The organism is Kitasatospora papulosa, from assembly GCF_000717245.1.
GTDB lineage: Bacteria > Actinomycetota > Actinomycetes > Streptomycetales > Streptomycetaceae > Streptomyces > Streptomyces papulosus.
On sequence record NZ_JNYQ01000009.1, the window covers coordinates 163,841 to 189,210 of the forward strand.

General features: G+C 72.8%; 24 protein-coding genes. 13 read left to right on the top strand and 11 right to left on the bottom strand.

Going from position 1 to position 25,370, the window contains the following annotated elements; genetic code table 11:
* Positions 1-13 precede the first annotated feature (13 nt).
* Positions 14-1,144, bottom strand: coding sequence for an aminopeptidase P family protein (locus IA22_RS0123170; protein WP_030124716.1), 1,131 nt, complete (start codon positions 1,142-1,144; stop codon positions 14-16).
* A 91-nt stretch (positions 1,145-1,235) separates the two neighbouring features.
* A complete protein-coding gene (locus IA22_RS0123175; protein WP_015579274.1) occupies positions 1,236-1,862 on the bottom strand; it encodes a nucleoside/nucleotide kinase family protein in 627 nt (208 codons plus the stop codon).
* A 108-nt stretch (positions 1,863-1,970) separates the two neighbouring features.
* Between IA22_RS0123175 and IA22_RS0123180 the strand changes: the two genes are divergently transcribed.
* Positions 1,971-2,357, top strand: a complete 387-nt coding sequence (locus IA22_RS0123180) for a VOC family protein (RefSeq protein ID WP_030124717.1) — start codon at positions 1,971-1,973, stop codon at positions 2,355-2,357.
* Positions 2,358-2,372: 15 nt separating this feature from the next.
* On the opposite strand, the gene IA22_RS0123185 is transcribed toward IA22_RS0123180, so the two are convergent.
* The 4 genes from IA22_RS0123185 to IA22_RS0123200 all read right to left on the bottom strand — a co-directional run bounded on the left by IA22_RS0123185 (position 2,373) and on the right by IA22_RS0123200 (position 6,337).
* Positions 2,373-3,278, bottom strand: coding sequence for a LysR family transcriptional regulator (locus IA22_RS0123185; protein WP_015579273.1), 906 nt, complete (start codon positions 3,276-3,278; stop codon positions 2,373-2,375).
* Between the two features lie 30 nt (positions 3,279-3,308).
* On the bottom strand, positions 3,309-4,502 hold the full coding sequence (locus IA22_RS0123190; RefSeq protein WP_014153307.1) for a glycine C-acetyltransferase: 1,194 nt from the start codon (positions 4,500-4,502) through the stop codon (positions 3,309-3,311).
* A gap of 42 nt (positions 4,503-4,544) precedes the next feature.
* On the bottom strand, positions 4,545-5,573 hold the full coding sequence (gene tdh, locus IA22_RS0123195) for an L-threonine 3-dehydrogenase (RefSeq protein WP_030124718.1): 1,029 nt from the start codon (positions 5,571-5,573) through the stop codon (positions 4,545-4,547).
* Between the two features lie 296 nt (positions 5,574-5,869).
* Entirely contained in the window at positions 5,870-6,337 is a 468-nt protein-coding gene (locus IA22_RS0123200; protein WP_030124719.1) for a MarR family winged helix-turn-helix transcriptional regulator, read from the bottom strand.
* Between the two features lie 148 nt (positions 6,338-6,485).
* Here IA22_RS0123200 and IA22_RS0123205 point away from each other — a divergent pair, with 148 nt between their 5' ends.
* The gene (locus IA22_RS0123205; RefSeq protein ID WP_015579270.1) at positions 6,486-6,959 is read left to right on the top strand and encodes a MarR family winged helix-turn-helix transcriptional regulator; all 474 of its coding nucleotides are present in this window, start codon (positions 6,486-6,488) and stop codon (positions 6,957-6,959) included.
* A gap of 171 nt (positions 6,960-7,130) precedes the next feature.
* Complete coding sequence (locus tag IA22_RS0123210) at positions 7,131-8,720, top strand: MFS transporter (RefSeq protein ID WP_014153311.1); 1,590 nt, start codon at positions 7,131-7,133, stop codon at positions 8,718-8,720.
* A gap of 75 nt (positions 8,721-8,795) precedes the next feature.
* Here the strand turns inward: IA22_RS0123210 and IA22_RS36825 are convergent, their stop codons facing one another.
* On the bottom strand, positions 8,796-8,954 hold the full coding sequence (locus tag IA22_RS36825) for a hypothetical protein (RefSeq protein ID WP_015579269.1): 159 nt from the start codon (positions 8,952-8,954) through the stop codon (positions 8,796-8,798).
* A 270-nt stretch (positions 8,955-9,224) separates the two neighbouring features.
* Here IA22_RS36825 and IA22_RS0123220 point away from each other — a divergent pair, with 270 nt between their 5' ends.
* The 7 genes from IA22_RS0123220 (at position 9,225) to IA22_RS0123250 (ending at position 18,840) form a co-directional block, all read left to right on the top strand.
* A complete protein-coding gene (locus IA22_RS0123220; RefSeq protein WP_030124720.1) occupies positions 9,225-11,639 on the top strand; it encodes a GTPase-associated protein 1-related protein in 2,415 nt (804 codons plus the stop codon).
* A 95-nt stretch (positions 11,640-11,734) separates the two neighbouring features.
* On the top strand, positions 11,735-12,211 hold the full coding sequence (locus tag IA22_RS0123225) for a hypothetical protein (protein WP_014153313.1): 477 nt from the start codon (positions 11,735-11,737) through the stop codon (positions 12,209-12,211).
* 49 nt (positions 12,212-12,260) lie between these two features.
* A complete protein-coding gene (locus IA22_RS0123230) occupies positions 12,261-12,938 on the top strand; it encodes a GntR family transcriptional regulator (protein WP_014153314.1) in 678 nt (225 codons plus the stop codon).
* Between the two features lie 199 nt (positions 12,939-13,137).
* Positions 13,138-14,433: an amidohydrolase family protein gene (locus IA22_RS0123235; RefSeq protein ID WP_030124721.1), complete on the top strand. Its 1,296-nt coding sequence runs from the start codon at positions 13,138-13,140 to the stop codon at positions 14,431-14,433.
* 87 nt (positions 14,434-14,520) lie between these two features.
* Positions 14,521-15,885: an amidohydrolase gene (locus IA22_RS0123240; RefSeq protein WP_030124722.1), complete on the top strand. Its 1,365-nt coding sequence runs from the start codon at positions 14,521-14,523 to the stop codon at positions 15,883-15,885.
* Between the two features lie 194 nt (positions 15,886-16,079).
* Positions 16,080-16,628, top strand: a complete 549-nt coding sequence (locus IA22_RS0123245; RefSeq protein WP_015579264.1) for a TetR/AcrR family transcriptional regulator — start codon at positions 16,080-16,082, stop codon at positions 16,626-16,628.
* 40 nt (positions 16,629-16,668) lie between these two features.
* On the top strand, positions 16,669-18,840 hold the full coding sequence (locus IA22_RS0123250) for an MMPL family transporter (RefSeq protein WP_030124723.1): 2,172 nt from the start codon (positions 16,669-16,671) through the stop codon (positions 18,838-18,840).
* Between the two features lie 112 nt (positions 18,841-18,952).
* Here the strand turns inward: IA22_RS0123250 and msrB are convergent, their stop codons facing one another.
* From msrB to IA22_RS0123270, 4 genes are all read right to left on the bottom strand, one after another.
* Positions 18,953-19,360 carry a peptide-methionine (R)-S-oxide reductase MsrB gene (gene msrB, locus IA22_RS0123255; protein ID WP_014153319.1) on the bottom strand — a complete coding sequence of 136 codons (408 nt, stop codon included), beginning with the start codon at positions 19,358-19,360 and terminating at the stop codon, positions 18,953-18,955.
* 10 nt (positions 19,361-19,370) lie between these two features.
* On the bottom strand, positions 19,371-20,765 hold the full coding sequence (gene murC / locus IA22_RS0123260) for a UDP-N-acetylmuramate--L-alanine ligase (RefSeq protein ID WP_014153320.1): 1,395 nt from the start codon (positions 20,763-20,765) through the stop codon (positions 19,371-19,373).
* A 43-nt stretch (positions 20,766-20,808) separates the two neighbouring features.
* A complete protein-coding gene (locus tag IA22_RS0123265) occupies positions 20,809-21,261 on the bottom strand; it encodes a hypothetical protein (RefSeq protein ID WP_015579262.1) in 453 nt (150 codons plus the stop codon).
* A 159-nt stretch (positions 21,262-21,420) separates the two neighbouring features.
* Positions 21,421-22,194: a pyrimidine reductase family protein gene (locus tag IA22_RS0123270; protein WP_030124724.1), complete on the bottom strand. Its 774-nt coding sequence runs from the start codon at positions 22,192-22,194 to the stop codon at positions 21,421-21,423.
* 59 nt (positions 22,195-22,253) lie between these two features.
* Here IA22_RS0123270 and zapE point away from each other — a divergent pair, with 59 nt between their 5' ends.
* The 3 genes from zapE to IA22_RS0123285 all read left to right on the top strand — a co-directional run bounded on the left by zapE (position 22,254) and on the right by IA22_RS0123285 (position 25,363).
* Complete coding sequence (gene zapE / locus IA22_RS0123275; RefSeq protein ID WP_014153323.1) at positions 22,254-23,345, top strand: cell division protein ZapE; 1,092 nt, start codon at positions 22,254-22,256, stop codon at positions 23,343-23,345.
* An 82-nt stretch (positions 23,346-23,427) separates the two neighbouring features.
* A complete protein-coding gene (locus IA22_RS0123280; RefSeq protein WP_015579261.1) occupies positions 23,428-23,853 on the top strand; it encodes an OsmC family protein in 426 nt (141 codons plus the stop codon).
* Positions 23,854-23,986: 133 nt separating this feature from the next.
* Positions 23,987-25,363, top strand: coding sequence for an alkaline phosphatase PhoX (locus IA22_RS0123285; protein WP_030124725.1), 1,377 nt, complete (start codon positions 23,987-23,989; stop codon positions 25,361-25,363).
* The last annotated feature ends 7 nt before the right edge of the window (positions 25,364-25,370 follow it).

A 25,370-nucleotide genomic window follows, 5' to 3' on the forward strand; every position in this document is an offset into this window, starting at 1 on the left:
TCGGCAGGAGGGCCTACTCGACGACCGCCAGTTCGCGCGCGGTGGTGTTCAGCCGCCTGCCCCCGCTCGCCGTGACCGTGACGATGTCCTCGATGCGGACACCGAAGCGGCCGGGCAGGTAGATGCCCGGCTCCACGGAGAAGCACATCCCGGGGACCAGCGGCTGCTCCTCGCCCTCGATCATGTAGGGCGGCTCGTGGGTGGTGACGCCGATGCCGTGGCCGGTGCGGTGGATGAACCGTTCGCCGTAGCCGAACTCGGTGATGACGGCGCGCGCCGCCCGGTCGACGTCCTGGCAGGCCGCTCCGGGCCGCACCGCGCGGCAGCCGGCCTCCTGGGCCTCCCGTACGACGTCGTGGACCCGCTGCTCCTCGGCGGTGGGTTCGCCGACGTGGACGGTGCGGGAGGTGTCGGAGCCGTAGCCGTGCTTCAGGCCGCCGAAGTCCAGGACCACCATGTCGCCCTGCTCGATGGTGCGGTCGCCCGCCTCGTGGTGCGGGTCGGCGCCGTTGGGCCCGGACCCCACCACGGTGAAGTCGACCTGGGAGTGCCCGTGTTCGAGGAGCAGCGCGGCCAGGTCGGCGGCCACGTCGCTCTCCCGGCGGCCGGAGAAGCGAACCTTGAGGATCCGCTCGTACGTCGCGTCGGCCGCGGCCCCCGCCGCGGCGAGCCTCTCCAGCTCGGCCGCGTCCTTGACGGCGCGCAGCATCGGCAGGGCCTCGGTCAGCGAGGCGTAGGAGGTGTCGGGGAGCAGCTTGTGCAGGGCCAGCAGATGCAGCGCCCAGGCGTTGTCGCTGATCCCGAAGCGGCCCTTGGCGTCGAGCAGTCCGGCGGCCAGGGTGTACGGGTTCGCGGCGTCGGTCCAGTCCCGCAGGGTCAGGGCGGGGGAACCGGCGGCCCGTTCCGCGTCGGCCGCCTCCAGGGCCGGGACGACGAGGACGGGGTCGTGGCCCGCCCGCAGCACGAGCAGGGTGAGGCGCTCCGTGTCCGCGGTCGGCCGGTAGCCGGTGAGGTGGACCATGTCGGGGCCCGGCGCCACGAGGACGCCGGCCAGGCCGGCGGCGTCGGCCGCCTCGGCGGCGCGGGTCATCCGGGCCCGGTAGTCGTCGGCGGTGAAGGGTACGGGGTGATCGGTGCTGGGCATGGGTACCTCCTGGCGGGGCGACGCGGCACACAGCATCCTGCCCGGCCGCCGGGGCGGGCGCGAGCGGTATCGCACGCGTGCCGCGCACGGCTCAGCGAAGCCGTACGACGAGGTCGGCGCGGTCGCGGTGCCGCTCGACGAGCCGGGCGTTGCGCTCGTCGGATCCCGCCACCCAACGCTCGGCGTCCGGGCGGGACTTGCCGAAGCGCACATGCCGGTCCACCAGGCCGCGCACCCGCGTGGCGGGATCGGCGTCCAGGAACCACACCTCGTCCAGCAGTCCGCGCACCGGCGCCCAGGGGCCCTCGTCCAGCAGCAGGTAGTTGCCCTCGGTCACGACGAGGGGGACGTCCGCGGGGACGCGGACGGATCCGGCGACCGGCTCCTCGATCGCGCGGTCGAAGGCGGGCGCGTACACCGGGTCCTGGCCCTCGGGGTGGCGCAGCCGGCGCAGCAGGGCCGCGTACCCGGCGGCGTCGAAGGTGTCGGGGGCGCCCTTGCGGCCGGCCCTCCCGAGGCGTTCCAGCTCGGCCCCGGCCAGGTGGAAGCCGTCCATGGGGACCAGGACGGCACGTCCCGCGAGCTGTTCGACGAGGCGGGCGGCCAGCGTGGACTTCCCGGCGCCGGGCGCCCCGGCGATGCCGAGGATGCGGCGTCCGCCGGCGGCGGCGAGGGTGCGGGCGCGGTCCGTCAGCGCGGTGAGGTCGCTCGTGTCCATGGCGGGCATTGTCCCCGGCGGGACCGGCACACGTTAGTGTTACGTATAACGCACGCATGCTCCCCGCTGCTCCCGTACCGCACACGTACTGCCGAGGTCGAGGTCCCCATGTCCCACATCGCTCTGGTCACGCTGGTCGTCCGCGACTACGACGAGGCTCTCTCCTTCTACACCGGCGCCCTCGGGTTCGAGCTGGTGGAGGACACGGACCGGGGCGACGGCTCCCGCTGGGTGGTGGTCCGTCCGCGGGGCACGGCCGGGACCGGTCTGCTCCTGGCGCGCGCCAAGGACGAGGAGCAGCGAGGGAGCATCGGGGCGCAGACGGGCGGCCGGGTCGGATTCTTCCTGCACACGGAGGACTTCGCGGGCGACCACGAACGGATGCGGGCGGCCGGGGTGCGCTTCCTGGAGGAGCCGCGGCACGAGACGTACGGCTCCGTCGCCGTCTTCGAGGACCTGTACGGCAACCGGTGGGACCTGCTGCAGCCGGCGTGATCGCGCGCCCGGACGTCAGACGGGTCCCGCCGCCGCGCGCAGAGCCTCCAGGACCGGCTTGATCAACGGATGCCCCTCGGCGCCCTGCCGTACGGCGGCGAAGACCCGCCGGGTCGGGGCGACGCCCTCCACCGGCCGTACGACGACATCGCCGAGGCCGGTGCCGCGCAGCGCCGAGCGGGGCACCAGGGCCACCCCGGCGCCCGCCCCGGCCAGGGCGACCACGGCGTGGAAGTCGTCCGACGAGTGCTCCAGCAGGGGTTCGAAGCCGGCGTACTCGCAGGCCAGGACCACCACGTCGTGGCACGGGTTGCCCGGGTAGGGACCGATCCAGGTGTCCTTGGCGAGATCGGCGACGGCCACGTGGTCCTGTCCCGCCAGCCGGTGGCCGACCGGCAGCACCGCGTCGAAGGGCTCGGAGTAGAGCGGCACCCGGGTCAGCCGGCGGTCGTCGTCACCGGGCGCGCCCCGGTATTCGACGGCCACCGCCACATCGACCTGCCGGTCGAGCACCATCGGCACGCTGGCGTCGCCCTCGGCGTCCTGCACCCGGACCCGGATCCCCGGCGCCGTGCGGGTGAGCTCGGCGATCGCGGGCGCGAGGACGAGCCCGATGCCCGTGGCGAACGCGGCGACCGTGACCGTCCCGGCCACACCCGCGCCGTAGTCGGCGAGCTCCGCCTCCGCCCGCTCCAGCTGCGCGAGGACCGCGTTGGCGTGGGTCAGCAGAATCTCTCCCGCGGCGGTCAGCCGGGCGCCACGGGCCCCGCGTTCGACGAGCCGGTGGCCGGTCTCCTGCTCCAGGGCGGCGAGCTGCTGGGAGACCGCCGAGGGGGTCAGGTACAGCGCGGCGGCTGCGGCGGTCACCGTGCGGTGGTCGGCCACCGCACGGAGGATGCGCAGCCGCCGTGCATCGATCATGCGCTCATTGTCCCAGCTCGCAGGGCCGTTCTACGCCTCCAGCGCGGCCCGTGCGCCGACGAACGCCTGCACGGCGCGGTCGACGTCCTCGGTGGAGTGCGCGGCGGAGAGCTGGACGCGGATACGGGCGGCCCCCTGCGGGACGACGGGGTAGGAGAACCCGATCACGTAGACCCCGCGTTCGAGGAGCAGCTCGGCCATCCTGCTCGCCTTCGCCGCGTCCCCGATCATCACCGGGGCGATGGCGTGGTCGCCGGGCAGTATGTCGAAGCCCTCCTCGGTCATCCGGGAACGGAACAGGGCGGTGTTGGCGGCGAGCCGCTCGCGCAGGTCGCCCGCGGACTCCAGCAGGTCGATGACCTTGAGGGAGGCGGCGGCGATGACCGGGGCGAGCGAGTTGGAGAAGAGGTAGGGGCGCGAGCGCTGGCGCAGCAGCGCGACGATCTCGGCCCGCGCGGCGACGTAACCGCCGGACGCTCCGCCCAGCGCCTTGCCGAGCGTGCCGGTGATGATGTCGACGCGGTCCATGACGCCGTGGAGTTCGGGGGTGCCCCGGCCGCCGGGGCCGACGAAGCCGACGGCGTGCGAGTCGTCGACCATGACCATGGCGTCGTAGCGGTCGGCCAGGTCGCAGATCTCGGCGAGCGGGGCGACGTAACCGTCCATGGAGAAGACGCCGTCGGTGACGATCAGGCGGCGCCTGGCCCCGGAGGCCTCCTTGAGCTGCTGCTCGAGGTCGGCCATGTCGCGGTTGGCGTAGCGGTGGCGCTTCGCCTTGGAGAGGCGGATGCCGTCGATGATGGAGGCGTGGTTGAGGGCGTCGGAGATCACCGCGTCCTCGGGGCCCAGCAGCGTCTCGAAGACACCGCCGTTGGCGTCGAAGCAGGAGGAGTAGAGGATCGTGTCCTCCTGGCCGAGGAAGGCCGAGAGCCGCTGTTCCAGCTCCTTGTGGACCTCCTGGGTGCCGCAGATGAAGCGGACCGAGGCGAGTCCGTAGCCCCAGCGGTCCAGCGCCTCGTGGGCGGCGGCGACGACCTCGGGGTGGTCGGCGAGGCCCAGGTAGTTGTTGGCGCAGAAGTTCAGCACCTCACCCGCGCGGCCCCCGGCGGTGACGCCGACGGTGGCGGACTGCGGGGTGCCGATGACCCGCTCGGGCTTCTGGAGTCCGGCGTCACGGATCTCGTCGAGGGTGGTGCGCAGGTCGTCGCGTACGGAATCGAACATGAAAGGTGTCTCCCAGGTGGATACGGGTGCGTACGAGGAGCTTCAGGCGGCCCAGTCGAGGAGAACCTTGCCACCGAGTCCACTCGCGGCGTCGTCGAACGCGGCTTCGAAGTCGCGGTAGCCGTACCGGCCGGTGATCACGGGCGCGAGGTCGAGCCCGCCCTCCAGGAGCACGGACATGGCGTACCAGGTCTCGTACATCTCCCGGCCGTAGATCCCCTTGATCGTCAGCATGGAGGTGACGACCCGGGACCAGTCGACGGGGAACTCGGCGGACGGCAGTCCGAGCATCGCGATCCGGCCGCCGTGCGTCATGTTCGCGATCATGTCCCGCATGGCCTCGGGGCGCCCGGACATCTCCAGGCCGATGTCGAAGCCCTCGCGCAGACCGAGGCGGCGCTGACCGTCGGCGATGGTCTCGCCCGAGACGTTCAGGGCGAGGTCGACGCCGACCTTCCGCGCCAGGTCGAGACGGGCCTCGCTGACGTCGGTGATGGCGACGTTGCGGGCGCCCGCGTGACGCGCCACGGCGGCCGCCATGATGCCGATCGGGCCCGCGCCGGTGATCAGCACGTCCTCACCGACCAGGGGGAAGGACAGGGCGGTGTGCACGGCGTTGCCGAACGGGTCGAAGATCGCGGCGACGTCGAGGTCGACCTTGTCCCGGTGCACCCAGACGTTCGAGGCGGGCAGCGCCAGGTACTCGGCGAACGCCCCGTCCCGGCCGACGCCGAGTCCGAGGGTGGAGCGGCACAGGTGCCGGCGCCCGGCGAGGCAGTTGCGGCACTTCCCGCAGACCAGGTGGCCCTCGCCGCTGACCAGGTCGCCGACCTTGATGTCGACGACGTCCGCGCCGATCCCGGCGACCTCGCCGACGAACTCGTGGCCCAGGACGAGCGGGGTGCGCACGGCCTGCTGCGCCCAGCCGTCGTAGTCGCGGATGTGCAGGTCGGTGCCGCAGATCCCGGTGCGCAGGACCTTGATCAGCACGTCCCCGGGGCCGGTCTCCGGCTCCGGGACGTCCATCAGCCACAGTCCCGGCTCGGCCTTGTGCTTCACGAGTGCCTTCACGGCTGCGGCTCCCTGTACCTGGTGCGTGGTGGACACCCCGGTCCCGGACATGCCGAGGACGGCCTGCGGCCCGGGCTTCGGGGGATGCGGCGGACGGGGACAGGACGAACCGCCTGCCGCCGCGCTCTGCGCCGTCACCGAGAAATGTGCCGCACCGGGCGCTCCAGGTCCATCGAGGATTTCTTAAGCGCGGCCGTAGATCCTCTTCAGGCCCGCATGTCCTCCCCCGGCGTGCAGACCCTCCCACGGCCCGGCGGGCACCGTGCGGTCCCGGCCGCCCCCGGGCCGGGCCCGCCTCAGGCCTGGGGCTGCGGACGTGGCCAGGGACGCCCGTCGAGGTTCTCGATGTCGCTGTTGAGGCGCTTGAGACATGCGGCGAGGACGGCGACCTCCTCGGAGGACCACGCGGCCATGACGCGCTCCAGACCGCGGATGTTCTCCGCACGTTCCGCGTCGAGGCCGTTCTCACCCGCAGAGGTGATGCGGAACTTGCGGGCGATACCCCCGTCGGGGTCGGGAATGCGCTCGACGAGACCGGCCCGCAGCATGGCGGCGGTCTGCCGGTTCAACGTGGAGGCGTCGAGCCCGAAGGCCTCGCTGAGCTGCCCGATCGACATGGGGCCCTGCACCCGGATCCGGCTCAACAGGGTGTACGCGCTGCGGTCGAGGCGCCCGCCGCCCCGTTTCGACCGGGGCGCGCCGAGCTGGAGGTGCCGCCCCAGCAGCATGGTCTCGAACTCGATCAGGTGGGTCGGCTTGTCCATCGCCTGAGTCACGGGCCAGGTCCTTCTCTCGACCGCCTGAGCGGTGCCACGGGGCTCTCGACAGCACATATACCACTCGGACGCCTGACGCACGGACACGCATTCAGGTATGTTGACATAGGTATCGTCGCGTACCTATGCTGTGCGGGTGCCTGATCCCACCGCGCCCGCCGAGGACATCGACCGCGTAGCCTCCGCGCTCGTGGCGTCCCTGCCCGCGCTGCACCGGGGTCTGGAGCGGAAGGTCGCGCGCGATTTCCCGCATCCCCGCCTCCCTGACGGCCAGTTGGCACTGCTGTTCCTCGTCGAGGAACGCGAGGGGATCACCGTCCGGGAGTCGGCCGAAGCCCTGGTGATGAAGCCGAACAACGTCAGCGCCCTCGTCTCCCAGCTCACCGGTCTCGGACTGCTGGAGCGCAGGCAGGACCCCGCCGACAGGCGTATCGCCCATCTGCACCCGACGCCCACCGCCCGCGAGCGGCTCACCGCGGCGCGGGCGCTCAAGGAAGCGCACCTGGCGCGCGCGCTGCACACCCTCACCGAGGGGCAGCTCGACGCGCTGGGAGCGGCCCTGGGTGCGCTGGCGTCACTCAACGTGCGCCTCCACTCCCCCGTCGGCTGACTCCCCGCCGCACGGCTCGCCTGCACGGCTCCCCCGCACGGCACGGCCGTGGCCGGCTCCTCAGGCCGGCTTCTGCCGGATGCCGACGCACGCCGACGGCCACGGCGCGGCCGTCGTGCCGGGGCCGCTCTCCACCCGTCCCACCGACGTTTCACAGACAAGGCTTCCCGCATGTCCTCCACCACCGTGGACACCTCCTCCCTGCCCGAGAGTCCACCGGAAGCTCCGAGGGGCAGACGCACCAACCCCTGGCTCACGCTGATCGCCGTGGCCATCGGTCTGTTCATGGTCAACCTCGACGGTTCCGTCGTCGCGATCGCCAACCCGGAGATCGGCCGGGACCTCGACGCGTCCACCGCCGACCTCCAGTGGGTCACCAACGCGTATCTGATAGCCATGGCCGCCCTGTTGATCCTGGGCGGCAAGCTCGGTGACCGCCTCGGACGGCACACGGTCTACATGGTCGGCACCGTGGGCTTCACCCTGGCCTCGGTGGCCATCGGGCTGTCGGGCTCGATCGAGGGCGTGATCGCCTTCCGCGCCGCGCAGGGGCTCTTCGCCGCTCTGCTGATCCCCAACACCCTGGGGCTGCTGCGCGCGGTGTTCCCGCCCCGGAAGTTCGGTATGGCCGTGGGCCTGTGGGCCATGGTGGCGTCCTGCTCCACCGCGCTCGGACCGATCGTGGGCGGTCTGCTCATCGAGCACGTCACCTGGGAGTCGGTCTTCTGGATCAACGCCCCGATCGGCCTCTTCGCGCTCGTCTTCAGCCTGCTCGTGCTCCCGAAGAGCAAGGACTCCACCGGCCACCACCGTTTCGACGTACCCGGCGTGATCCTGCTCGCCGTCGGTCTGGTCGCTCTGATCTTCGGCGTGGTCAAGGGGGAGACCTGGGGCTGGAGTTCCGCCGGAACGCTGGGATCGATCGCCGCGGGCCTGGCCGTGCTGGCCTTCTTCTGCTGGTACGAGGCGCGACAGGAGCACCCGCTGCTGCCGATGCGGCTGTTCCGCAACCGTTCGCTGACCATCGGCACGCTCGTCACCGCGATCAACTTCTTCGTGATGCTGGGCGTCATCTTCTTCGTGATGCTGTACCTGCAGAACGTGCGGGGCTTCTCCCCGGTCGAGGCGGGTGTCCGCACCCTGCCGTTCAGCCTCGCCACCGTGGTGGCGGCACCGCTCGGCGCCGCCCTGACGCAGCGCTTCGGCCCGCGGGTCACGATGCCGGCCGGCATGGTCCTCCAGGCGGCGGCCTCCCTGTGGATGCTGACCTGGGACGCCCATTCCGCGTTCGCCGCGATGTGGCCGCCGTTCCTCGCCATCGGTCTCGGTGTGGGCATGGTGATGTCGGCGTCCTCCGACGCCATCGTCGGCAACGCCCCGCGCAGGGACGGCGGTGTCGCGGGTGGGCTCCAGGCGACCTCGCTCCAGATCGGCGGCGCCCTCGGTACGTCCGTGCTGGTGTCGCTGATCAGCGGCAGGGTGGGCTCGACCCTCACCGGCGAGCTGACCTCGGCCGGTGTCCCGGCGAACGCGGTGGCCGGCTTCGAGGGGGCCGAGGACGCGGTCGCCATGGGTGTCTCCCCCGTGTCGGCGGACATGCCGGCGCAGCTGAGGGCCGCCGTGATCGAGGGCAGCGGCAACGCGTTCATGAACGGTGTGCACTCCGCCGTGGTCGTCACCGCCGTCCTGTGTGCCGTCGGCGCGCTGCTGGCCGGGTTCGGCATGCGCCGCGCCTCCGGCCCGGAGGCCACCGAGGCCTGAGAGCACGCCCGTTGCCACCCGGCCCGGGTACGGGAGTGCGTCCGGAAGGCGCGCCCCGTGCCCGGCCGGGCTCCGTCACCGCAGCGGCACGAACGCCTTGACCGTTTCGACCGGTCGCTCCGGCCGGTCCCCGGGGATGAGGGTGCAGCTGCCGGCGATCTCGCACCCCGCGTACCGGGTGGACCAGCGCACCGCGCCGGGTGCGGCGCATCGCGAGACGGAGGACGTCAGCACACCGGTCGCGTCCGGGCGTTCCGGCGACGCGGCGTGGTGCCGCGGCAGTCGTCGTGCGCCCGCCGGGGATCACGGAACGGCCCTCGGAGCGCCCGCCGACGGTGTGCGGCCCAACGGGGCGTCAGGGCTTGATAGCGTCGCCCGCACGACTACGGAAAGCTCCCCGCCGGGGTCGTCGCTCCGCCGGGCCGGGCCGCACCGACAGGGCGGCGAGCGGCGGCCGGTGCGTGTGACGGGGACGCACGTGGCAGGGACGATGAGGGCCTACGCATGAGCCTCCCGCAGTTGCACTACACCTCCGTGGCGTCCGGGGACGCGGTGCCCGCCGGCCGGTTCACCGCGGTGGACCCCGCGATAGCCGGGCCGGTGCGCGCGGAGGCCGCACCGCTTCTGGCGTACGACGCCCCCGAGGGCACCCCCGACCGGCTCACCGACACCCGGCTCCGCTCGCTGCCGGTGGCGTTCGCCTTCGCCGCGCTCTCCGACGGCAGTCATCTCCTGAGCCGTACGGTCGCCACGGCCACGGGCGGATTCCACGCGCACGCCGTCCACCTCCCCCCGGGCGTGGCGATACCCGGCCGGGTGCTCCCCGTGGCCGCCTGGGGGGCCGTCGGGTGGCTGTCCGCGACACCCGACCGCACGCTGCCCGATCCGCTGACCACCATGGCGGGCGCGCACGGCCCCTCCCAGGGGCTCACCAGAGAAGGGCTCGGCGACTTCGCGGTGGCCCGCAGTCCCTGGATCGCCGCCGTGCTCAGCGATCTGCGCCGCGTGTGCGAGGACCCTTCCGCGCCGCGGGTCGTCCTCGTGGAGCGGCAGAGCGCGGACGTGGCCCGGTGGATCGCCCTGGCCACGGCCGTACTGCCCCGGGAGCACGCCGAACGGCTGACGTTCACGACGTACACCCGCGAGCCCGGGCGCAGGGCGCACCAGGTCGTCGGCGTCCTCCCGGAGGACGCACCCGACATCAGCGATCCGCGGTTCCGCGTCCACACCGCCTCGGGTCCGCGCCCCTCCGGGACGGCGCCCGACGCCTGGGCGGGGACCGCCGCCCGGATCTGGCGCAACCGGTCCCCCGAGCTCTTCCGGGAGGCGGCGGAACTTCCGGGCGAACCGTTCGCCGCGGGGCCGCTGGCCGTCACGGCGCTCGGCGCGGGCATCGCGCTCGGGTCCGCGGAGCGGGCCGCGGCGGCCGACTGGGCGGCCGAGCGTCCCTACGCGCTGGACGAGAAGCGCACCATGCAGCTCACCGGTGCCCTGACCGCGCCCGCCGACGACCGCACGGCAGCGGAGTGCGCGGCGGCCCTGCGTCTGCTGACGGCGCTCGACGGACGCTGTCCGGCCGCCGTCACCGCTCCGCTGGCCGCGTTGCTGGTGACGGAGGCGGTGCGCGGGGACGACGTGGATCTGGAGCCTCCCGCGCGTTCGGTGTTCGAGGAGCCCGCCGGGGAACGCGCCCTCGCCGCGCTGGTCGAGGAGCTCGGTGACGAGCTGCTGGCCGAACTCGCCGCCGGGGTGCCCCGGAGCGTCGCACGGACCGTGCAGCTGCTGAGGATCGCCCGGCTCCTGGGCGTCGACCGCGCGGAGCTGCTCCCCGCCGTCGTCGGCCGGCTGGCCGGAGCACTGCTCGACGATCCGGAGGCGGGCGCCTGCCGCGCGCTGCTGGACCTGCTGGACGAGCAGTTCGACGTCCGTACGGCGCTCCTCGGCGAGCTGGACCGGCTCACCCCGGACCGTCCCGCGGACGCGGAGCGGCTGCTGGCCCGGGTGGCGCTGCCGTTCACGGGGACACAGGCCCTGCCGCATCTGCGGATGTGCGCCGAGGCACCCGGCGCGAAGGCGCGGGGCGCGGACCGGGTGGCGGTCCTGCACACGGTGCTGCGCGCGGCCGGCATGTCCCCGTTCGCCGAACCGCTGGTGCTGCGGACCGCCGTCGGCCTGGTGTGGGGAGAGGACACGCCGACGGCCGGCGAGGCACGGACGCTGCTGGGCGAGACCACGTCCGACGCCCACCGGGCGGCCGGCACCTGGTCGAACCTGGTCGACGCCGCGCTCGCCGCCCCCTCCCGCGACGAGGACGCCACCGAACTCGCCCACGATCTGCTGCGCGGCTTCCCGCAGGAGCTCGGTGCCCCGGTGCGCGCCCGTCTGATGCTGCTGGACTTCGCGCGCGAGCTGCGCTCGGGGGCTCCGGAACCGGGCTGGACCGACCGCGTACGGACACTGCGGGCCCGTGCCGAACCGGCCGGCCCCCTTCCCCTGGAGCACGCCTTCGGGGCCCTGGCCGAGCGGCTGCTCGCCCCCGGGCGGCCCGGGGAGGAGCTGTACGCGTTCGTGCACAGCGGGGACGAGGACCTGATCGCCGCGTACGGCACGGCCGCCCGCCGCGAAGCGGTCCTGTCGCTGCTGGGGGCCGATCCCGCGTACGTCGCCGACTGTTTCACCGTGTGGAACGCCCATCCGCACGCGGGAGCCGGCTGGACCCGGACCAGGACCGCCCTGCTGGAGGAGGTGCTGCGTCCCGTCGTGCGCGGTCTGTCCCCGGAGGGCCTCGCGGCGGTGGAGCAGGCCGTGGAGACGCAGGGGAACAGCAGGACCCTGGACGCGTTCCGTGCCTGGAACCGGCCCTCCCGCTCCCTGGGCCGCCTCGGCAGACGCATAGCCGGGAGGGTGCGCAGAGGGTGACGAGGTCGTCGGACACGCCGCGCGGCAGGTACCGTGGAGCGTTCTGATCTCGTGTGCCTCCTGGCGGGCTGCGTGACATCCCAGGAGGAGACGGCATGACGACGAACCGCGGACGCAAGGACGTGATCCGCGACCGGATGGCCGCGACCGGCGAGTCCTACAACGTCGCCGCGCGGAACCTGAAGGCGATGAAGGACACGGCCGCCACCCGCGAGGCCCGGCTGATCCAGCGGTGGCTGCCCGCGGAGTCGCTGGACGTGCCGTGTCCGTGCGGCGGTACGTGTGAGCCCGGCGAGACCTGCGACCGCTGTCACGCCCGGCACCGGCACGTGAAGCGCTACCCGGGCAGTGTCACGGACGTGGAGGCCTGGGCCGACCGCTACGAGTGCATGGGCTGCGCGTCCTCGTACACACTGACCATCCACCTGGCGGGGCGGCCCTGGGGTGTGGCCGAGACCGTGGTGCGGGGCGGATCGGCCGAGGAGGTCGTGCTGGCCCGGGTGTTCCCCGGCGTGGTGCACCCGTTGCTGCGGGCCGAGGTGGCGTCGGAGTCCGGGCCGGACGAGGACTAGGGTCGTCCGTCCGGACCACACCGGGCGGGCACGGACGAGGGCGGAACAGGTGGCGGACGGAAGCGGGGGCGGCCCGGGGGCGCCGGGACCGGCCTCCCTCAGCGCACGGGCGCGCGAGGCCGTCCTTCAGCGCATCGTCGACCGGCGGTACGCGCAGGGCGCCCGCCTCGTCGAGCGTGAGGTCGCCGAGGAGCTCAGCATGTCCCGTGTGCCCGTGCGGGAGGCGCTTCGCGCACTGGTCGCGGAGGGCCTGCTGGAACTGCTCCCCCACAGCGGCGTCCGCGTCCGGCGCCTCGAGCACGCCGATGTCGAGCACCTCTACGAGGTCTGGGAGCCCTTGGCGGTCCAGGCGTCCCGGCTCGCGGCACGTGCCGCGGCGGCGGGTGACACCCGTGGACCGGCCGGCCTGCGGGCCACGCTCCGTCAGGCCGAGTCGGCCGCCGCGTCGGACGAGGGGACGCGTGAGGTGGCCGCCCACACGGCCTTCCACGAGGGGGTCGTGGCGATGTCGGGCAACCCCCTGCTCGTACGCACCATGGAGCAGCTGAGCTGGCAGCTCCGGCTGCTCTTCGGCATGCGCGAGGAACCCGCGCACATGCGGGCCCAGCACGCGGAGATGTACCGGCACATCTGCGCCGGCGACGCGGAGGCCGCTGCGGCCAGCACGCTGCTGCACGTGCGCGACAGCAGGGCGGTCGCCCTGCGTTCGCTGTTCGGTGACACCTGAGCGGGACCGGAGGAGGCTTCCGGCACCTCGGTACGCCACATCTCGGTATACCAAACCGATCCGACCATGACCCCGACCGTCGAACCACCTGCCGATACCGGCGCAATTGCCCTGCCCGACGACGCGATCCTTGATCATCGTCCGAGCCTTGGTATACAAACTGGGAGAGTCACCGGCCCCCTCCCCCCAAGGAGCCCTCATGTGCGTCGAAGCCCTCCCCCCGCCGTCCGGCAAGTTGACCCGCCGCGGAATCCTGGCCGGCGCGGCCGCGCTGGCCGGGACCGTGGCCGCGGCCGCTCCGGCGGTGTCCGCGGACCGTGACACGACGTCGGTCCCGGCCCGGTCCGCCCCGGGTGCCACGGCGCGAGGCGCCGGCCTCGTGATCCGCGGCGGCACCCTGCTCGACCCGGCGACCGGCGAGGTCACCGAGAACGCCGTCGTCGTCATACGGGACGGCACGGTGCGCGCGGCGGGCCCGCGGGGCTCCGTGGCCGTGCCGGAGGGTGCCCAGGTCCTGGAGGCGCACGGACGGTGGATCCTGCCCGGCCTGGTCGACGCGCACATCCACCTGAGCACGGCCGCCGAGGCCCGTACCGCCGTCCGCCAGGGGGCGACCAGCGCGCGCAGCGGATCGACGTCGTTCTACCAGGACATCGCCGTGCGCGAACTCGCCCGGCACAGCCCGGATCTCGCCCCCAGGCTGACCGCCGCGGGCGTCTTCGTCACCCCGGACCTCGGTGAGACCGTGCTCGCCGACCCCGATCTCACCCCGCTCGCACGGCTGAAGGACAGCGTCCGCTCGGCCGAGGCGCTGCGCCGTGTGGTCGAGGTGAACGTCGCGCGGGGTGCGGACGTGATCAAGACGCGGGTCAACGAGCGCGCCGGGCTGCCCGAGCAGGACCCGCTCGCCCAGGTGTACTCGCACGAGCAGCTCTCCGAGATCGTCACCGCGGCCCGGCGGCGGGGCAAGGGCGTGCTCTGCCACAGCTACAGCGAGCAGGGGTGCCACGACGCCGTCACCGCCGGCATCCGCTCACTGGAGCACGGCGCGTTCGTCGGGGAGCGCACCCTGGCCGAGATGCGCCGCAGGGGCACGTACTTCACGCCCACACTCACCGCCATCGCCGGCCTGGCGGAGTCCTCGGACCCGGTCCTCGCGGAGCGGGGGCGCACCTACCTGCCGGTCCTGAAGCGCGCGGTCCTCGCGGCACACGAGCGCGGCGTGCCGCTCGCCGCGGGCACCGACTCCTCCGGCGGTACGGTTCGTCCGATCGGCCGGGAGGTGGAGCTGATGCGCGCGGCCGGGCTGCCCGCACTCGACGCGATCCGCACCGCCACGACCGGCGCGGCCCGCCTCCTCGGGCTGGAGCGCACGGTGGGCCGTCTCGCCCGCGGGTTCGCGGGCGACGCGATCCTCCTCGACGGGGACCCGCTGGCCGACGTCGCCGTCCTCACGCGGCCCGTACGGGTGGTCAGGGCCGGCATCGCCCTCTGAACCGCAGGCCCCGCACGGCCCGTCCAGGCCACGCACCGCCCGTCCGCACCTCCTCCCCCACCGCGCCGACCCGCAGCAGGAGCTCCCATGCAGCCGTCATCGCCCTCTCCCTCCGCCTTCTCCCGGCGCTCCGTACTGGCGGGCGCCGCTGCCATCGCCGGCACCACGGCCGCCGTGGCGCCGGCCCCCCGGGCGGAGGCCGCACCGGACGCGCCCCCGCCGGCCTCGTCCGGCGAGGCGCGGCGGCACACCGGGACCGTCGTCTTCCGCGACGTACGCCTGCTCGGCGCCCGGGACGCCACGGACCTCGTGGTCGTCGACGGCCGGGTGTCGCGCGGCCCGGCACCGCGCGGCGCGAAGGTCGTCCAGGGCGGCGGCAGGATCGCGCTGCCGTCCCTGGTGGACGCGCACATCCACCCCGACAAGACGACCTGGGGCGGGTCGTGGGTCTCGCGCCGCCCCGCGAGCGGCATCGCCGACTACGTCGCCCAGGACGTGGACCTGTTCCACGGGCAGCGCCGGTCCGTCGCGGAACGCGCCTACGGCCTGATGAGCCACTCCGTCACGCGCGGCACCCGGGCGATGCGCGCCCACGCCGACGTGGCCCCGGCCTACGGCCTGGCCGGGGTGGAGGGCGTGGCGGAAGCGAGGAAGCGGCTCCGTCACGCCCTGGACGTCCAGATCGTGGCCTTCCCGCAGCACGGCGTCGTCCGCACGCCCGGTACCGCCGAGCTCCTGGAGGAGGCCGCGCGCAGCGGTGCCGTCGACATGATCGGCGGGATCGACCCGGGAGGTTTCGACCAGGCACCGGAGGAACAGCTGGACCTCGTCTTCGGGATCGCGGAGCGGCACGGCATCGGCGTGGACATCCACCTGCACGACCGGGGAGCGAAGGGAATCGACGCGATGCGCGGCATCATCGACCGCACCCGCGCCCTCTCGCTGCACGGCAAGGTCACAGTCAGCCACGTCTTCTGCCTGCCCGGCCTGGAGGACGGCGAACTCGACTCCGTGGCGGCCGACCTGGCCGCTCTGGACATCGCGCTCACCACGGTGGCGCCGTCCGACTCGCTGGTGCTGCCGATCGCGCGGCTGCGCGAGCACGGCGTACGGGTCGGGCTCGGCTCCGACGGGGTACGCGACTCCTGGAGCCCGTTCGGGAACGCCGACATGCTGCACCGCGCGCATCTGCTCGGATGGGTCACGGACGTCCGCCTCGACGAGGAGCTGACGGACTGCTACCGGGTCGCGGCCCACGGGGGCGCGGACGTCATGGGGCTCCCGCACGCGGACCTCCGGCCCGGCGCCCCGGCGGACTTCGTCCTCGTACGGGGCGAATGCCTGCCCCAGGTCGTCGTCGACATGCCGGGCCGTGACCTGGTCGTGCACGGGGGAATCGTCGTCGCGCGGGACGGGGAGTTCACCGCCGGGGACGGCCGCCCCGGCAGGTAGCCGCGCGCGGCGCACGGTCGACCGGGCGCGTCCGGTCCCGAGTCGGCCGACGGCCCTCCGCCCCGTGCGGAGGGCCGTCGCCGTGTCACGAGCCGCCCCGGACACGCGGGGCCGCGACGCCGGAGTGGTCCGGGTCACAGAGAACGCCTGACCGATCGGTCAGGGCTGACCGATCGGTCAGCTACGGTTGACCCATGCCACGTCCGCCCTCCGCGATGCGTCGTCAGATCCTGGACCGCGCACTGCGCCTGTTCGCCGAGCACGGGTTCAAGGGGACCTCACTGCACGACATCGCAGTCGAGGCCCGCTGCTCCAAGGCGTCCCTGCTCTACCACTTCGCCGGCAAGGACGCGATCCTCGCCGAGTTGCTGACACCGCCGGCCGAGAGCCTGACAGCCCTGAGCGGGGAACTGGCGGTTCTGGACGGCGACCGGGCCGTCGAGCCGGCCGTCACGGGCTTCATCGGTCTCGCGCTGCGCTTCCACCTGGAAGTCAAGATCATCTTTGCCGAGCTGCCCGACATGCTCAACCACCCCGTGCTGGCCGTCATCCCCCAGGCCGTCGACCAGCTCGCGGACGCGCTGGCGGGCCGTTCCCAGGAGCCGCGGGCCCGTGTGCGGGCGCAGATGGTGATCGGCGGCGTGGCGGTCACGGTCGCCTCCGACGTGGAGGTCGAACCCGACACGATGCGTACGGAATTGGTCCAGGGAGCGCTGAGAACCCTCGGGCGTCCGACCAGCTGACAGAAGTCGTCCAGACCGAAGAGAAAGACGCCTCTTTCGCATGGCAATCCTGCTGTACCGGCTCGGCCGGCTGTCCTTCCGGCGCCGAGGGCGTGTCCTCGCCCTCTGGCTTCTGCTGCTCGCACTGCTCGGAGGGGGCGCAGCCGCCTTCATCGGGCCCACCACCAGCAAGTTCTCCATACCCGGCACCGAGTCGCAGAAGGCCCTGGACTCGCTCGCCCGCGAGTTCCCGCAGGCGAGCGGCGCGACGGGGAGCATCGTCGTCGCGGCGCCCGAGGGCGCGAAGCTCACGCCCCAGGCCGTGGCTCCCGTGACCGAGGAGGCCTCGAAGGTCCCGGGTGTCCTCGCGGCCGTCGACCCCTTCGCGTCCAAGGCCGTCTCGCGGGACGGCCGTTACGCCCTCGTCCAGGTGCAGTTCGAGTCGGGTGTCGACGGCATCACCGACAGCCAGCGGGAGGCGTTCTCGAAGGCCGGCGAGTCCGTCCCGGATCTGCGCGTCGAACACGGCGGCGAGATCATGCGGGGCGTCCCCGAGGTCGGCTCGACCGAGATCATCGGGGTCGCCGTCGCGGCCCTCGTCCTGGTCCTGACCTTCGGCTCCCTCGTGGCCGCGGGCATGACCCTGCTGAACGCCCTGGTCGGCGTGGCGGCCGGCATGGCCGGCCTGTTCGCCCTGAGCAGCACGGTGGAACTGACCAGCACGGCGCCCATCCTGGCGCTCATGCTGGGCCTGGCCGTCGGCATCGACTACGCGCTGTTCATCATGTCCCGCTATCGCCACTACCTCGCCGAGGGCATGGACGGCGAGGAGGCGGCGGGCCGGGCGGCCGGCACCGCGGGTTCGGCCGTCGTCTTCGCGGGTGCCACCGTCGTCATCGCGCTGGCCGGGCTCACGGTCGCCGGTGTCCCCTTCCTGACGGTGATGGGCCTGGCCGCCGCGGCGACCGTCGCGCTCGCCGTGCTGGTGTCGCTCACCCTGCTGCCGGCGGTGCTCGGCTTCGCGGGCGAACGCGTCCTGCCCCGCAAGCTCCGTGCGAAGGACCGGGCACGGACCCAGGCTCCCGCCCCCGCCGAGGCGGGCTTCGGCTTCCGCTGGGGCCGGATCGTGGCGCGGCTGCGCGTCCCCGTCCTCGTCCTCGGGGTGGCCGGCCTGGGCGCCCTCGCACTGCCGGTGCAGGACATGCGTCTCGCGCTGCCCGACGCGAGCACCGAGGCGGTCGGTTCCCCCAACCGCGAGGCCTACGACCTGACCACCGAGGGCTTCGGCGAGGGCTTCAACGGCAGGCTGGTCGCCGTCGTGGCCGGCGACAGCGCGAAGGCGACGGCCTCGGCGGCCGAGGAGACCGCGACGATCATCGGCGGGACCGACGGGGTGCTGGCCGTGGCCGCCCCGCAGATGAACGAGGCGGGCACGACCGCCCTCCTCGCCGTCATCCCCGAGACCGGGCCCACCGACGCCACGACCGAGGACACCGTCAACGAGATCCGTGACCGGGTGAAGGGCGTCGAGGGTGTGGCGATCTCGCTGACCGGCGCCACCGCGGTCGGCATCGACGTCTCCGAGAAGCTCGCCGGCGCCCTGCCGGTCTACCTGCTGCTGGTGGTCGGACTGTCGGTCCTGCTGCTGATGCTGGTCTTCCGGTCGGTCCTCGTCCCCCTCAAGGCGGCGCTGGGCTTCCTGCTGACCATCGGCGCGACGTTCGGGATCACCGTCGCCATCTTCCAGGAGGGCCATCTCGCCTCATGGGTCGGCCTCGACACGTCGGGACCGCTGGTCAGCTTCCTGCCCATCCTCCTGATCGGCATCCTCTTCGGGCTGGCCATGGACTACGAGGTCTTCCTCGTCTCCCGTATGCGGGAGGACTTCGTGCACGGCGCCGACGCCCGGGAGTCCGTCGTCAGCGGTGTCGGCCACAACGCCCGTGTGGTGACCGCCGCCGCGGTGATCATGACCGCCGTCTTCGGCGGCTTCGTGTTCATGCCCGACCCGATCATCAAGTCCATCGGGTTCGCCCTGGCGATCGGCGTCCTCATCGACGCCTTCGTCGTCCGCATGGCGATCGTTCCGGCGGTCATGCACCTCCTGGGACGCTCCGCCTGGTGGCTCCCGCGCCCGGTCGACCGGATCCTGCCCGACCTCGACATCGAGGGCGAGCGGCTGCAGCGCGAGATCCCGGTGCAGCGTGAGCCGGCGGAGCTCGTCAAGACCTGATCACTCCGGTCGCCGGCACGGCGAAGCCCCCGGTCCACGTGCCTTCGCACGAGGCCCGGGGGCTTCGCCGTGGTGGGACGCCCGCTCCTGGCGGAGAGCGCGTCCGGCCGCGTCAGCTCTCGTCCGGCGCCAGGGTCAGCGAGATGGAGTTGATGCAGTACCGCTGGTCCGTGGGCGTGGGGTAGCCCTCGCCCTCGAAGACGTGACCCAGGTGCGAGCCGCAGCGGGCGCAGCGCACCTCGGTGCGCGACATGCCGAGGCTGTCGTCCCGGAGCAGTTCGACCGCGTCGGTGTCCTTCGGGTCGTAGAAGGACGGCCAGCCGCAGTGCGACTCGAACTTGGTGTCGGAGCGGAACAGCTCCGCACCGCAGGCCCGGCAGGAGTAGACGCCCGCCGTCTTCGTATCCGTGTACTCACCCACGAAAGCGGGCTCGGTGCCGGCCTTGCGCAGCACCGCGTACTCGGCGGGCGTCAGCTCGGCCCGCCATTGCTCGTCCGGCTTCTCGACGTCGTACGACACGGTGGCTCCCTCAGCTCGACAGGTGGTCCAGGATCTGCGGGCCGAGGTCGGTGACATCGCCCGCTCCCATGGTGAGAACCAGATCACCGGGCTTCGCCATTCCCGCGACGGCCGCGGGGACGGCGGCCTTGTCGTGGACGGCCGTGACGTCGGCTCCCGCGGCCTTCGCGGCGTCGATGATCAGGGCGCTCGTGACGCCCGGGAGCGGGTCCTCCCTGGCCGGGTAGATGTCCAGGACCAGCGACGCGTCGGCGAGGGCGAGGGCCTGGCCCATCTCCGTGCCGAGCTCCTGGGTGCGGGAGAAGAGGTGGGGCTGGAAGACCACCAGCAGGCGGGACTCGCTCGCCGCGCCGCGCATGGCCTCCAGGTCGGCGGCCATCTCCGTGGGGTGGTGTGCGTACGAGTCGATCACCTGGACGCCGGCCGCCTCGCCCTTGAGCTGGAGGCGGCGCTTGACCCCGGTGTACGTGCCGATGGCGGAGGCCAGATTGTGGGCGGGGACACCGAGCGCGACACCGGCGGCGAGCGCGGCGACCGCGTTGTGCGCGTAGTGGCGGCCGGGCACGGAGACCGTGAAGGTGAGGAACTTGCCGTTGAGGACGACCGTGACCTCGCTGGTCAGTCCGCGCGGGGTGACCTTGTGCACGCGGACGTCCGCGCCCTCGGACTCGCCGTAGGTGACGACCCTGACGGAGGAACGCTCGCGGACGCGCCGGGTCAGCTCGACGGCACCGGGCTGGTCGGCGGCGACGACCAGGGTGCCGCCCGGGACGACCTTGCCGACGAACGTCTCGAACGACTCGTAGATCTCGTCCATCGACGCGTAGTTCGCGTGGTGGTCCAGCTCGACGTTGAGGACGATCGCGACCTCGGGGGCGTACTTCTGGAAGCTGCGGTCGCTCTCGTCGGCCTCGGCGACGAAGATGTCACCGTCGCCGTGCGTGGCGTTCGTTCCCGGGCCCTCCAGGTCGCCGCCGATGGCGTACGAGGGGTCGAGCGCGAGCTCCGACAGGGCCACCGCCAGCATCGACGTGGTGGTGGTCTTGCCGTGCGTCCCGGCGACCGCGATGGAGCGCAGGCCGTCCATCAGGGAGGCCAGCGCGTCGGAGCGGTGCACGACGGGGATGTCCAGCTCGGCGGCGCGGACCAGCTCGGGGTTGTCGGCGCGGATGGCGCTGGAGACGACCACCGAGGTCGCGTCGTCGGCCAGGTGCCCGGCGGCGTGCCCGATGTGCACGGTCGCGCCCAGGGCCCGCAGGGCGTCCGCGGTGGCGGACTCCCTGGCGTCGCTGCCCGCCACCTTCGCGCCGCGCTGGGCCAGGATCTTCGCGATGCCCGACATTCCGGCGCCGCCGATGCCGATGAAGTGCGGCCGTTCCAGAGCGGCAGGAATACCGGGTGCCATACGTGTCTCTCCCGAGGTGTGACGTGGGTCGGTCCGCCCCAGCCTATTCGCTGTGCGCGAAGAGCTTGAGCACCGGTACGCCGACCTTGTGACGGGCCCGGGACGCCCAGTCACGGTGGAAGAACTCCTCGACGTAGTGGGGCGCCGTCAGCACGATGACCTCGTCGGCACCCGAGTCGTCGACCACCGTCTTCAGTTTGTCCAGGGGATGGTCCTCGACGACCTGCCCGACGGCCTCCGCGCCCGCCTCGCGCAGCTCCCGGAGGGAGTACTCCAGCGCCATCTCGGCCGGCTCCCTGGCCTCGTCGCCCTCCGGCCGGTCCCCTTCACGGACCGCCTCCCGGAGCTCGCCGATCGCCACGTCGTCGATCGCCCGCAGGAGGACGTCGGCCTGGTCGCTGCGGGGCTGCATCAGTACGACGAACGAGATCCGCTCCTCGCCGTGGAGGGTGGTGACGAATTCCACGTCCTCGGGGGTGAGCGGCTTCTCGATCATCAAAACGCTAGTGAACACGACAGGCGCCCTTCCGCTTCATCTCGTCGGCCTGGCGGCCGGCCGCTGTTGCCGAAACCATCCTTCCCCGCAATTGCACGGGGTCGGCAGGACTAAGTGTGCCCATCCGGAGCTAACCGGAACGGGCAATTCCGCTAAATGTCAGATCTTCCCGTACCGGGTGAAGAGGAATCCCGCCTCCTCCAGGAGGGAGACGAGGGCGAAACGTTCCGGCACGGGGACGGCGGGCCCGCCCGCGATGCGCTGCGCGTCGCCCGCGGTGAGCAGCGGTGAGAGGGTCAGGCAGAGCTCGTCCAGCACCCCCGCGGCCACGAACTGGCCGAGCAGCCGCGGCCCGCCCTCGGTGAGGAGCCGGCCGAGACCGCGGGCGGCGAGTTCCGCGACCGCGCGGGCCGGGTCGACGGCGGATCCGTCACCGGCGAACACCACCTCGGCCCCCGACTCCCGGGCCGCCCGGACCCGGTCCGACGGCGCCGCCGATCCGGTGATCACGAGCGTGGGCACCAGCGGCGAGACGAAGAGCGGGAGCGAGAAGTCCAGGTCCAGGCTCGCGCTGACGACCGCGACGGCCGGGGCGGGCCCCTGTCCCGCCGCCTCGCGCCGGGCGGCGAAGGCCTCGCGGGCCCTCGCGGGCCGGTAGCCCTCCAGGCGGACCGTCTCGGCGCCGACGACGACCGCGTCGGCCAGTCCGCGCAGGGTCCCGAAGACGCGCATGTCCGCGGCGCAGGAGATGCCCTGGGAGCGGCCGTCGTGCTGGGCGGCGCCGTCGAGGGTGGAGACCATGTTCGCCCGCAGCCAGGGACGCCGCCCGCCGGGGTAGGCGTAGGCGTCGGCCAGCTCGTCGAGGGTCCACTCGCGGTCGGTGGCGGGAGCGGCTGGGGTGGGCGGGTCCGGCACGGGGATCAGGCGTCGCATGATCCGCAGTCTGGCACGGCGCGGGAGGCCTTCCGGGAGAGGCCTTAAGGTGGAGAGTTGTGTCGTCCTCCACAGCCGTGCCGGGGCAGAGCCCCATAGCCGAAACGGCCCCGCAGTCCCTGTGCGCCCTCGAGCCGCGTGTCCCCGCCGACCGTCTGGTCGCGGAGATGGTGCCGCCGCCGCGCTTCGACTCGGTGCGCTTCGATACGTACGTGCCCGACCCGAACCAGCCGAGCCAGACCGAGGCGGTCGAGGTGCTCGGCTCCTTCGCGGCCGGGCTGGGCGGTGCGCACGCCACGGGGTCGGCCAGGCGCAGGTGGTTCGGCAGGAAGCCCGCCGCGCCCACCGGGCCCCGCGGTGTCTATCTCGACGGCGGGTACGGCGTCGGCAAGACGCACCTGCTGGCCTCCCTCTGGCACGCCACCCCGGCCGCGCCGTCGCTCAAGGCCTTCGGCACCTTCGTCGAGCTGACCAACCTGGTCGGCGCGCTGGGCTTCCAGCAGACCGTGCAGACCCTGAGCGGGCACCGGCTGCTCTGCATCGACGAATTCGAGCTGGACGACCCGGGTGACACCGTCCTGGTGTCGTCCCTGCTCAGCAGGCTGGTCGAAGCGGGCGTCGCACTGGCCGCCACCTCGAACACCCTGCCCGGCAAACTCGGCGAAGGCCGTTTCGCGGCCGCCGACTTCCTCCGCGAGATCCAGGGGCTGTCCTCGCACTTCCGGCCGTTGCGGATCGACGGCGAGGACTACCGTCACCGCGGACTGCCCGAGGCGCCGCCGCCGTACTCCGACGACCAGGTCACCAGGGCCGCGTACGCGACGGCCGGGTCCTCGCTCGACGACTTCCCGGGCCTGCTCGGCCACCTGGCCAAGGTGCACCCGAGCCGGTACGGCGCGCTGACGGACGGGATCACGGCGGTCTGCCTCACCGAGGTGCAGCCGGTGCCCGACCAGTCGACGGCCCTGCGCCTCGTGGTGCTGGCGGACCGGCTGTACGACCGCGAGGTCCCGGTGCTCGCCTCCGGTGTCCCCTTCGACCGGCTGTTCAGTGACGAGATGCTGAACGGCGGGTACCGCAAGAAGTACTTCCGGGCCATCTCCCGGCTGACGGCACTGGCACGTGACGCAAAGGGACTGGTGGCGCAGTAGGTTCGGGGGCGAAGGGCGTACGGGTTCCCGAGGGTGCCGCGTACGTCCGGATGACCACGCACACCGTTCGAAGGGATCCAGCATGGCTACCACGCGTCAGGCGCACACGGTCTGGGAAGGCAACCTGCTCGAGGGCAAGGGCGTCGTCACCCTCGACTCCTCCGGGATCGGGGAGTACCCCGTCTCCTGGCCGTCGCGCGCGGAGAAGGCGAACGGGAAGACCAGCCCGGAGGAGCTCATCGCCGCCGCGCACTCCAGCTGCTTCTCGATGGCGCTGTCCAACGGCCTGGCCACGGCGGGCACCCCGCCGACCCGGCTGAACACCCAGGCCGAGGTCACGTTCCAGCCCGGTACCGGCATCACCGGCATCCACCTCACGGTGGAGGGCGAGGTCCCGGGTCTGGACGAGGCGGGCTTCGTGAAGGCCGCCGAGGACGCCAAGGCGAACTGCCCGGTCAGCCAGGCGCTCACCGGCACCACCATCACGCTCACCGCGTCGCTGGCCTGATCCCACCCGTCCCTGGGGCACCACTCGCCCCGGGGACACAGGGGGCATCGTGGCCCGCATGGTTCCCGCGCGCCACCATGCGTGGTACACACATGCGGGTCACTTCACCTGTCCGCCAACAGGGAGTTGCCTCATGTCATCCGCACCTCGACGACTCGCAACACGACGACAGGTCCTGGCCGGAAGCGCCGCGACCGCCGCCTCGGTCGCCTTCACCGGGGCCTTCACCGAACTCTTCTCCGGCACCGCCGACGCCCGCGGTCACAGCGGCTACGGCCCTCTCGTGCCGGATCCCGACGGCCTGCTCGATCTGCCGAAAGGATTCCGCTACCGGGTGCTCTCCCGCGAGGGCGATCCGCTCCGCTCGGGCGAGGGTCTGGTCCCCAGCAACCACGACGGCATGGCCGCCTTCCCCGGTTCCCATGGCCGGGTCCATCTCGTGCGCAACCACGAGAACCGCGTCACGGGAAGGATCGCCGTCCCCACGGTCGAGGGCCTGACCTACGACCCCATGGGCAAGGGCGGCTGCACGGCCCTCGAACTCGACGGCCGCGGTCACGTACGCGGCGAGCGCGTCGCCATCGCGGGTACGGCCGTCAACTGCGCGGGTGGCCCCACGCCCTGGAACACCTGGCTGACCTGCGAGGAGACCGAGGACAAGGCCGGCACCAACGGCTACACGAAGGACCACGGCTTCGTCTTCGAGGTGGACGGCGCCGATCCGCGCCGCACCGGGGCCGTCCCCCTGACCGCGATGGGCCGTTTCCAGCACGAGGCCGTCGCGATCGACCCGCGCAACGGCATCGTCTACGAGACCGAGGACGCGTTCGAGAAGCCGTTCGGGCTCTTCTACCGCTTCCTTCCCGAGAGGCCGCTCGGCGGAAGGGGGTCGCTGCGGGCCGGCGGCGCGCTGGAGGCGATGCGGGTGCCCGGGGTGCCCGACCTCTCCGTGATCCAGGAGACCGGTGCGACGTTCGACCGGATCGAGTGGGTCCCCGTACCGGACCCGCAGGCCGCGCAGACACCGATCAGGCACCAGGACTTCGGCCCGAAGGGCATCACGCACGCCCAGAAGCTGGAGGGCTGCTACTGGGGCGGTTCCTCGGTGTACTTCGTCTCCAGCTTCGCGCACAGCGCGGAGGGGTCGGCCGCCGACCACTTCGGCCAGGTGTGGCGGTACGAGCCGAAGCGGCGCCGCCTCACGCTGGTGATCGTCTTCGGCCCCGACACCGACGTACAGCTGCCGGGCGAGTCCCCCGACAACATCTGTCTGGCGGCCGGAGGCGGGCTGATGGTCTGCGAGGACGGCGGCGGCGCACAGCACGTGCTCGGGGTGACCAGGCGCGGCGAGGTCTACGCGATGGCGCGGGGAGCGCAGAACATCGGGACGGACGAAGAGCCGGAGTGGGGCGAGTTCGCGGGCGTCACGTTCTCACCGGACGGCGCGACGATGTTCGTGAACTGCTACACCCCGGGGACGACGTTCGCGGTGACGGGCCCCTGGCGCTGAGACCGGA

Bases quoted from the DNA above. Each gene is read 5' to 3' on its own strand.
- IA22_RS0123170 (WP_030124716.1), bottom strand. From the start codon at position 1,144: ATGCCCAGCACCGATCACCCCGTACCCTTCACCGCCGACGACTACCGG.
- IA22_RS0123175 (WP_015579274.1), bottom strand. From the start codon at position 1,862: ATGGACACGAGCGACCTCACCGCGCTGACGGACCGCGCCCGCACCCTC.
- IA22_RS0123180 (WP_030124717.1), top strand. From the start codon at position 1,971: ATGTCCCACATCGCTCTGGTCACGCTGGTCGTCCGCGACTACGACGAG.
- IA22_RS0123185 (WP_015579273.1), bottom strand. From the start codon at position 3,278: ATGATCGATGCACGGCGGCTGCGCATCCTCCGTGCGGTGGCCGACCAC.
- IA22_RS0123190 (WP_014153307.1), bottom strand. From the start codon at position 4,502: ATGTTCGATTCCGTACGCGACGACCTGCGCACCACCCTCGACGAGATC.
- IA22_RS0123200 (WP_030124719.1), bottom strand. From the start codon at position 6,337: ATGGACAAGCCGACCCACCTGATCGAGTTCGAGACCATGCTGCTGGGG.
- IA22_RS0123210 (WP_014153311.1), top strand. From the start codon at position 7,131: ATGTCCTCCACCACCGTGGACACCTCCTCCCTGCCCGAGAGTCCACCG.
- IA22_RS0123220 (WP_030124720.1), top strand. From the start codon at position 9,225: ATGAGCCTCCCGCAGTTGCACTACACCTCCGTGGCGTCCGGGGACGCG.
- IA22_RS0123225 (WP_014153313.1), top strand. From the start codon at position 11,735: ATGACGACGAACCGCGGACGCAAGGACGTGATCCGCGACCGGATGGCC.
- IA22_RS0123235 (WP_030124721.1), top strand. From the start codon at position 13,138: ATGTGCGTCGAAGCCCTCCCCCCGCCGTCCGGCAAGTTGACCCGCCGC.
- IA22_RS0123240 (WP_030124722.1), top strand. From the start codon at position 14,521: ATGCAGCCGTCATCGCCCTCTCCCTCCGCCTTCTCCCGGCGCTCCGTA.
- IA22_RS0123245 (WP_015579264.1), top strand. From the start codon at position 16,080: ATGCCACGTCCGCCCTCCGCGATGCGTCGTCAGATCCTGGACCGCGCA.
- IA22_RS0123250 (WP_030124723.1), top strand. From the start codon at position 16,669: ATGGCAATCCTGCTGTACCGGCTCGGCCGGCTGTCCTTCCGGCGCCGA.
- murC (WP_014153320.1), bottom strand. From the start codon at position 20,765: ATGGCACCCGGTATTCCTGCCGCTCTGGAACGGCCGCACTTCATCGGC.
- IA22_RS0123265 (WP_015579262.1), bottom strand. From the start codon at position 21,261: ATGATCGAGAAGCCGCTCACCCCCGAGGACGTGGAATTCGTCACCACC.
- IA22_RS0123270 (WP_030124724.1), bottom strand. From the start codon at position 22,194: ATGCGACGCCTGATCCCCGTGCCGGACCCGCCCACCCCAGCCGCTCCC.
- IA22_RS0123280 (WP_015579261.1), top strand. From the start codon at position 23,428: ATGGCTACCACGCGTCAGGCGCACACGGTCTGGGAAGGCAACCTGCTC.
- IA22_RS0123285 (WP_030124725.1), top strand. From the start codon at position 23,987: ATGTCATCCGCACCTCGACGACTCGCAACACGACGACAGGTCCTGGCC.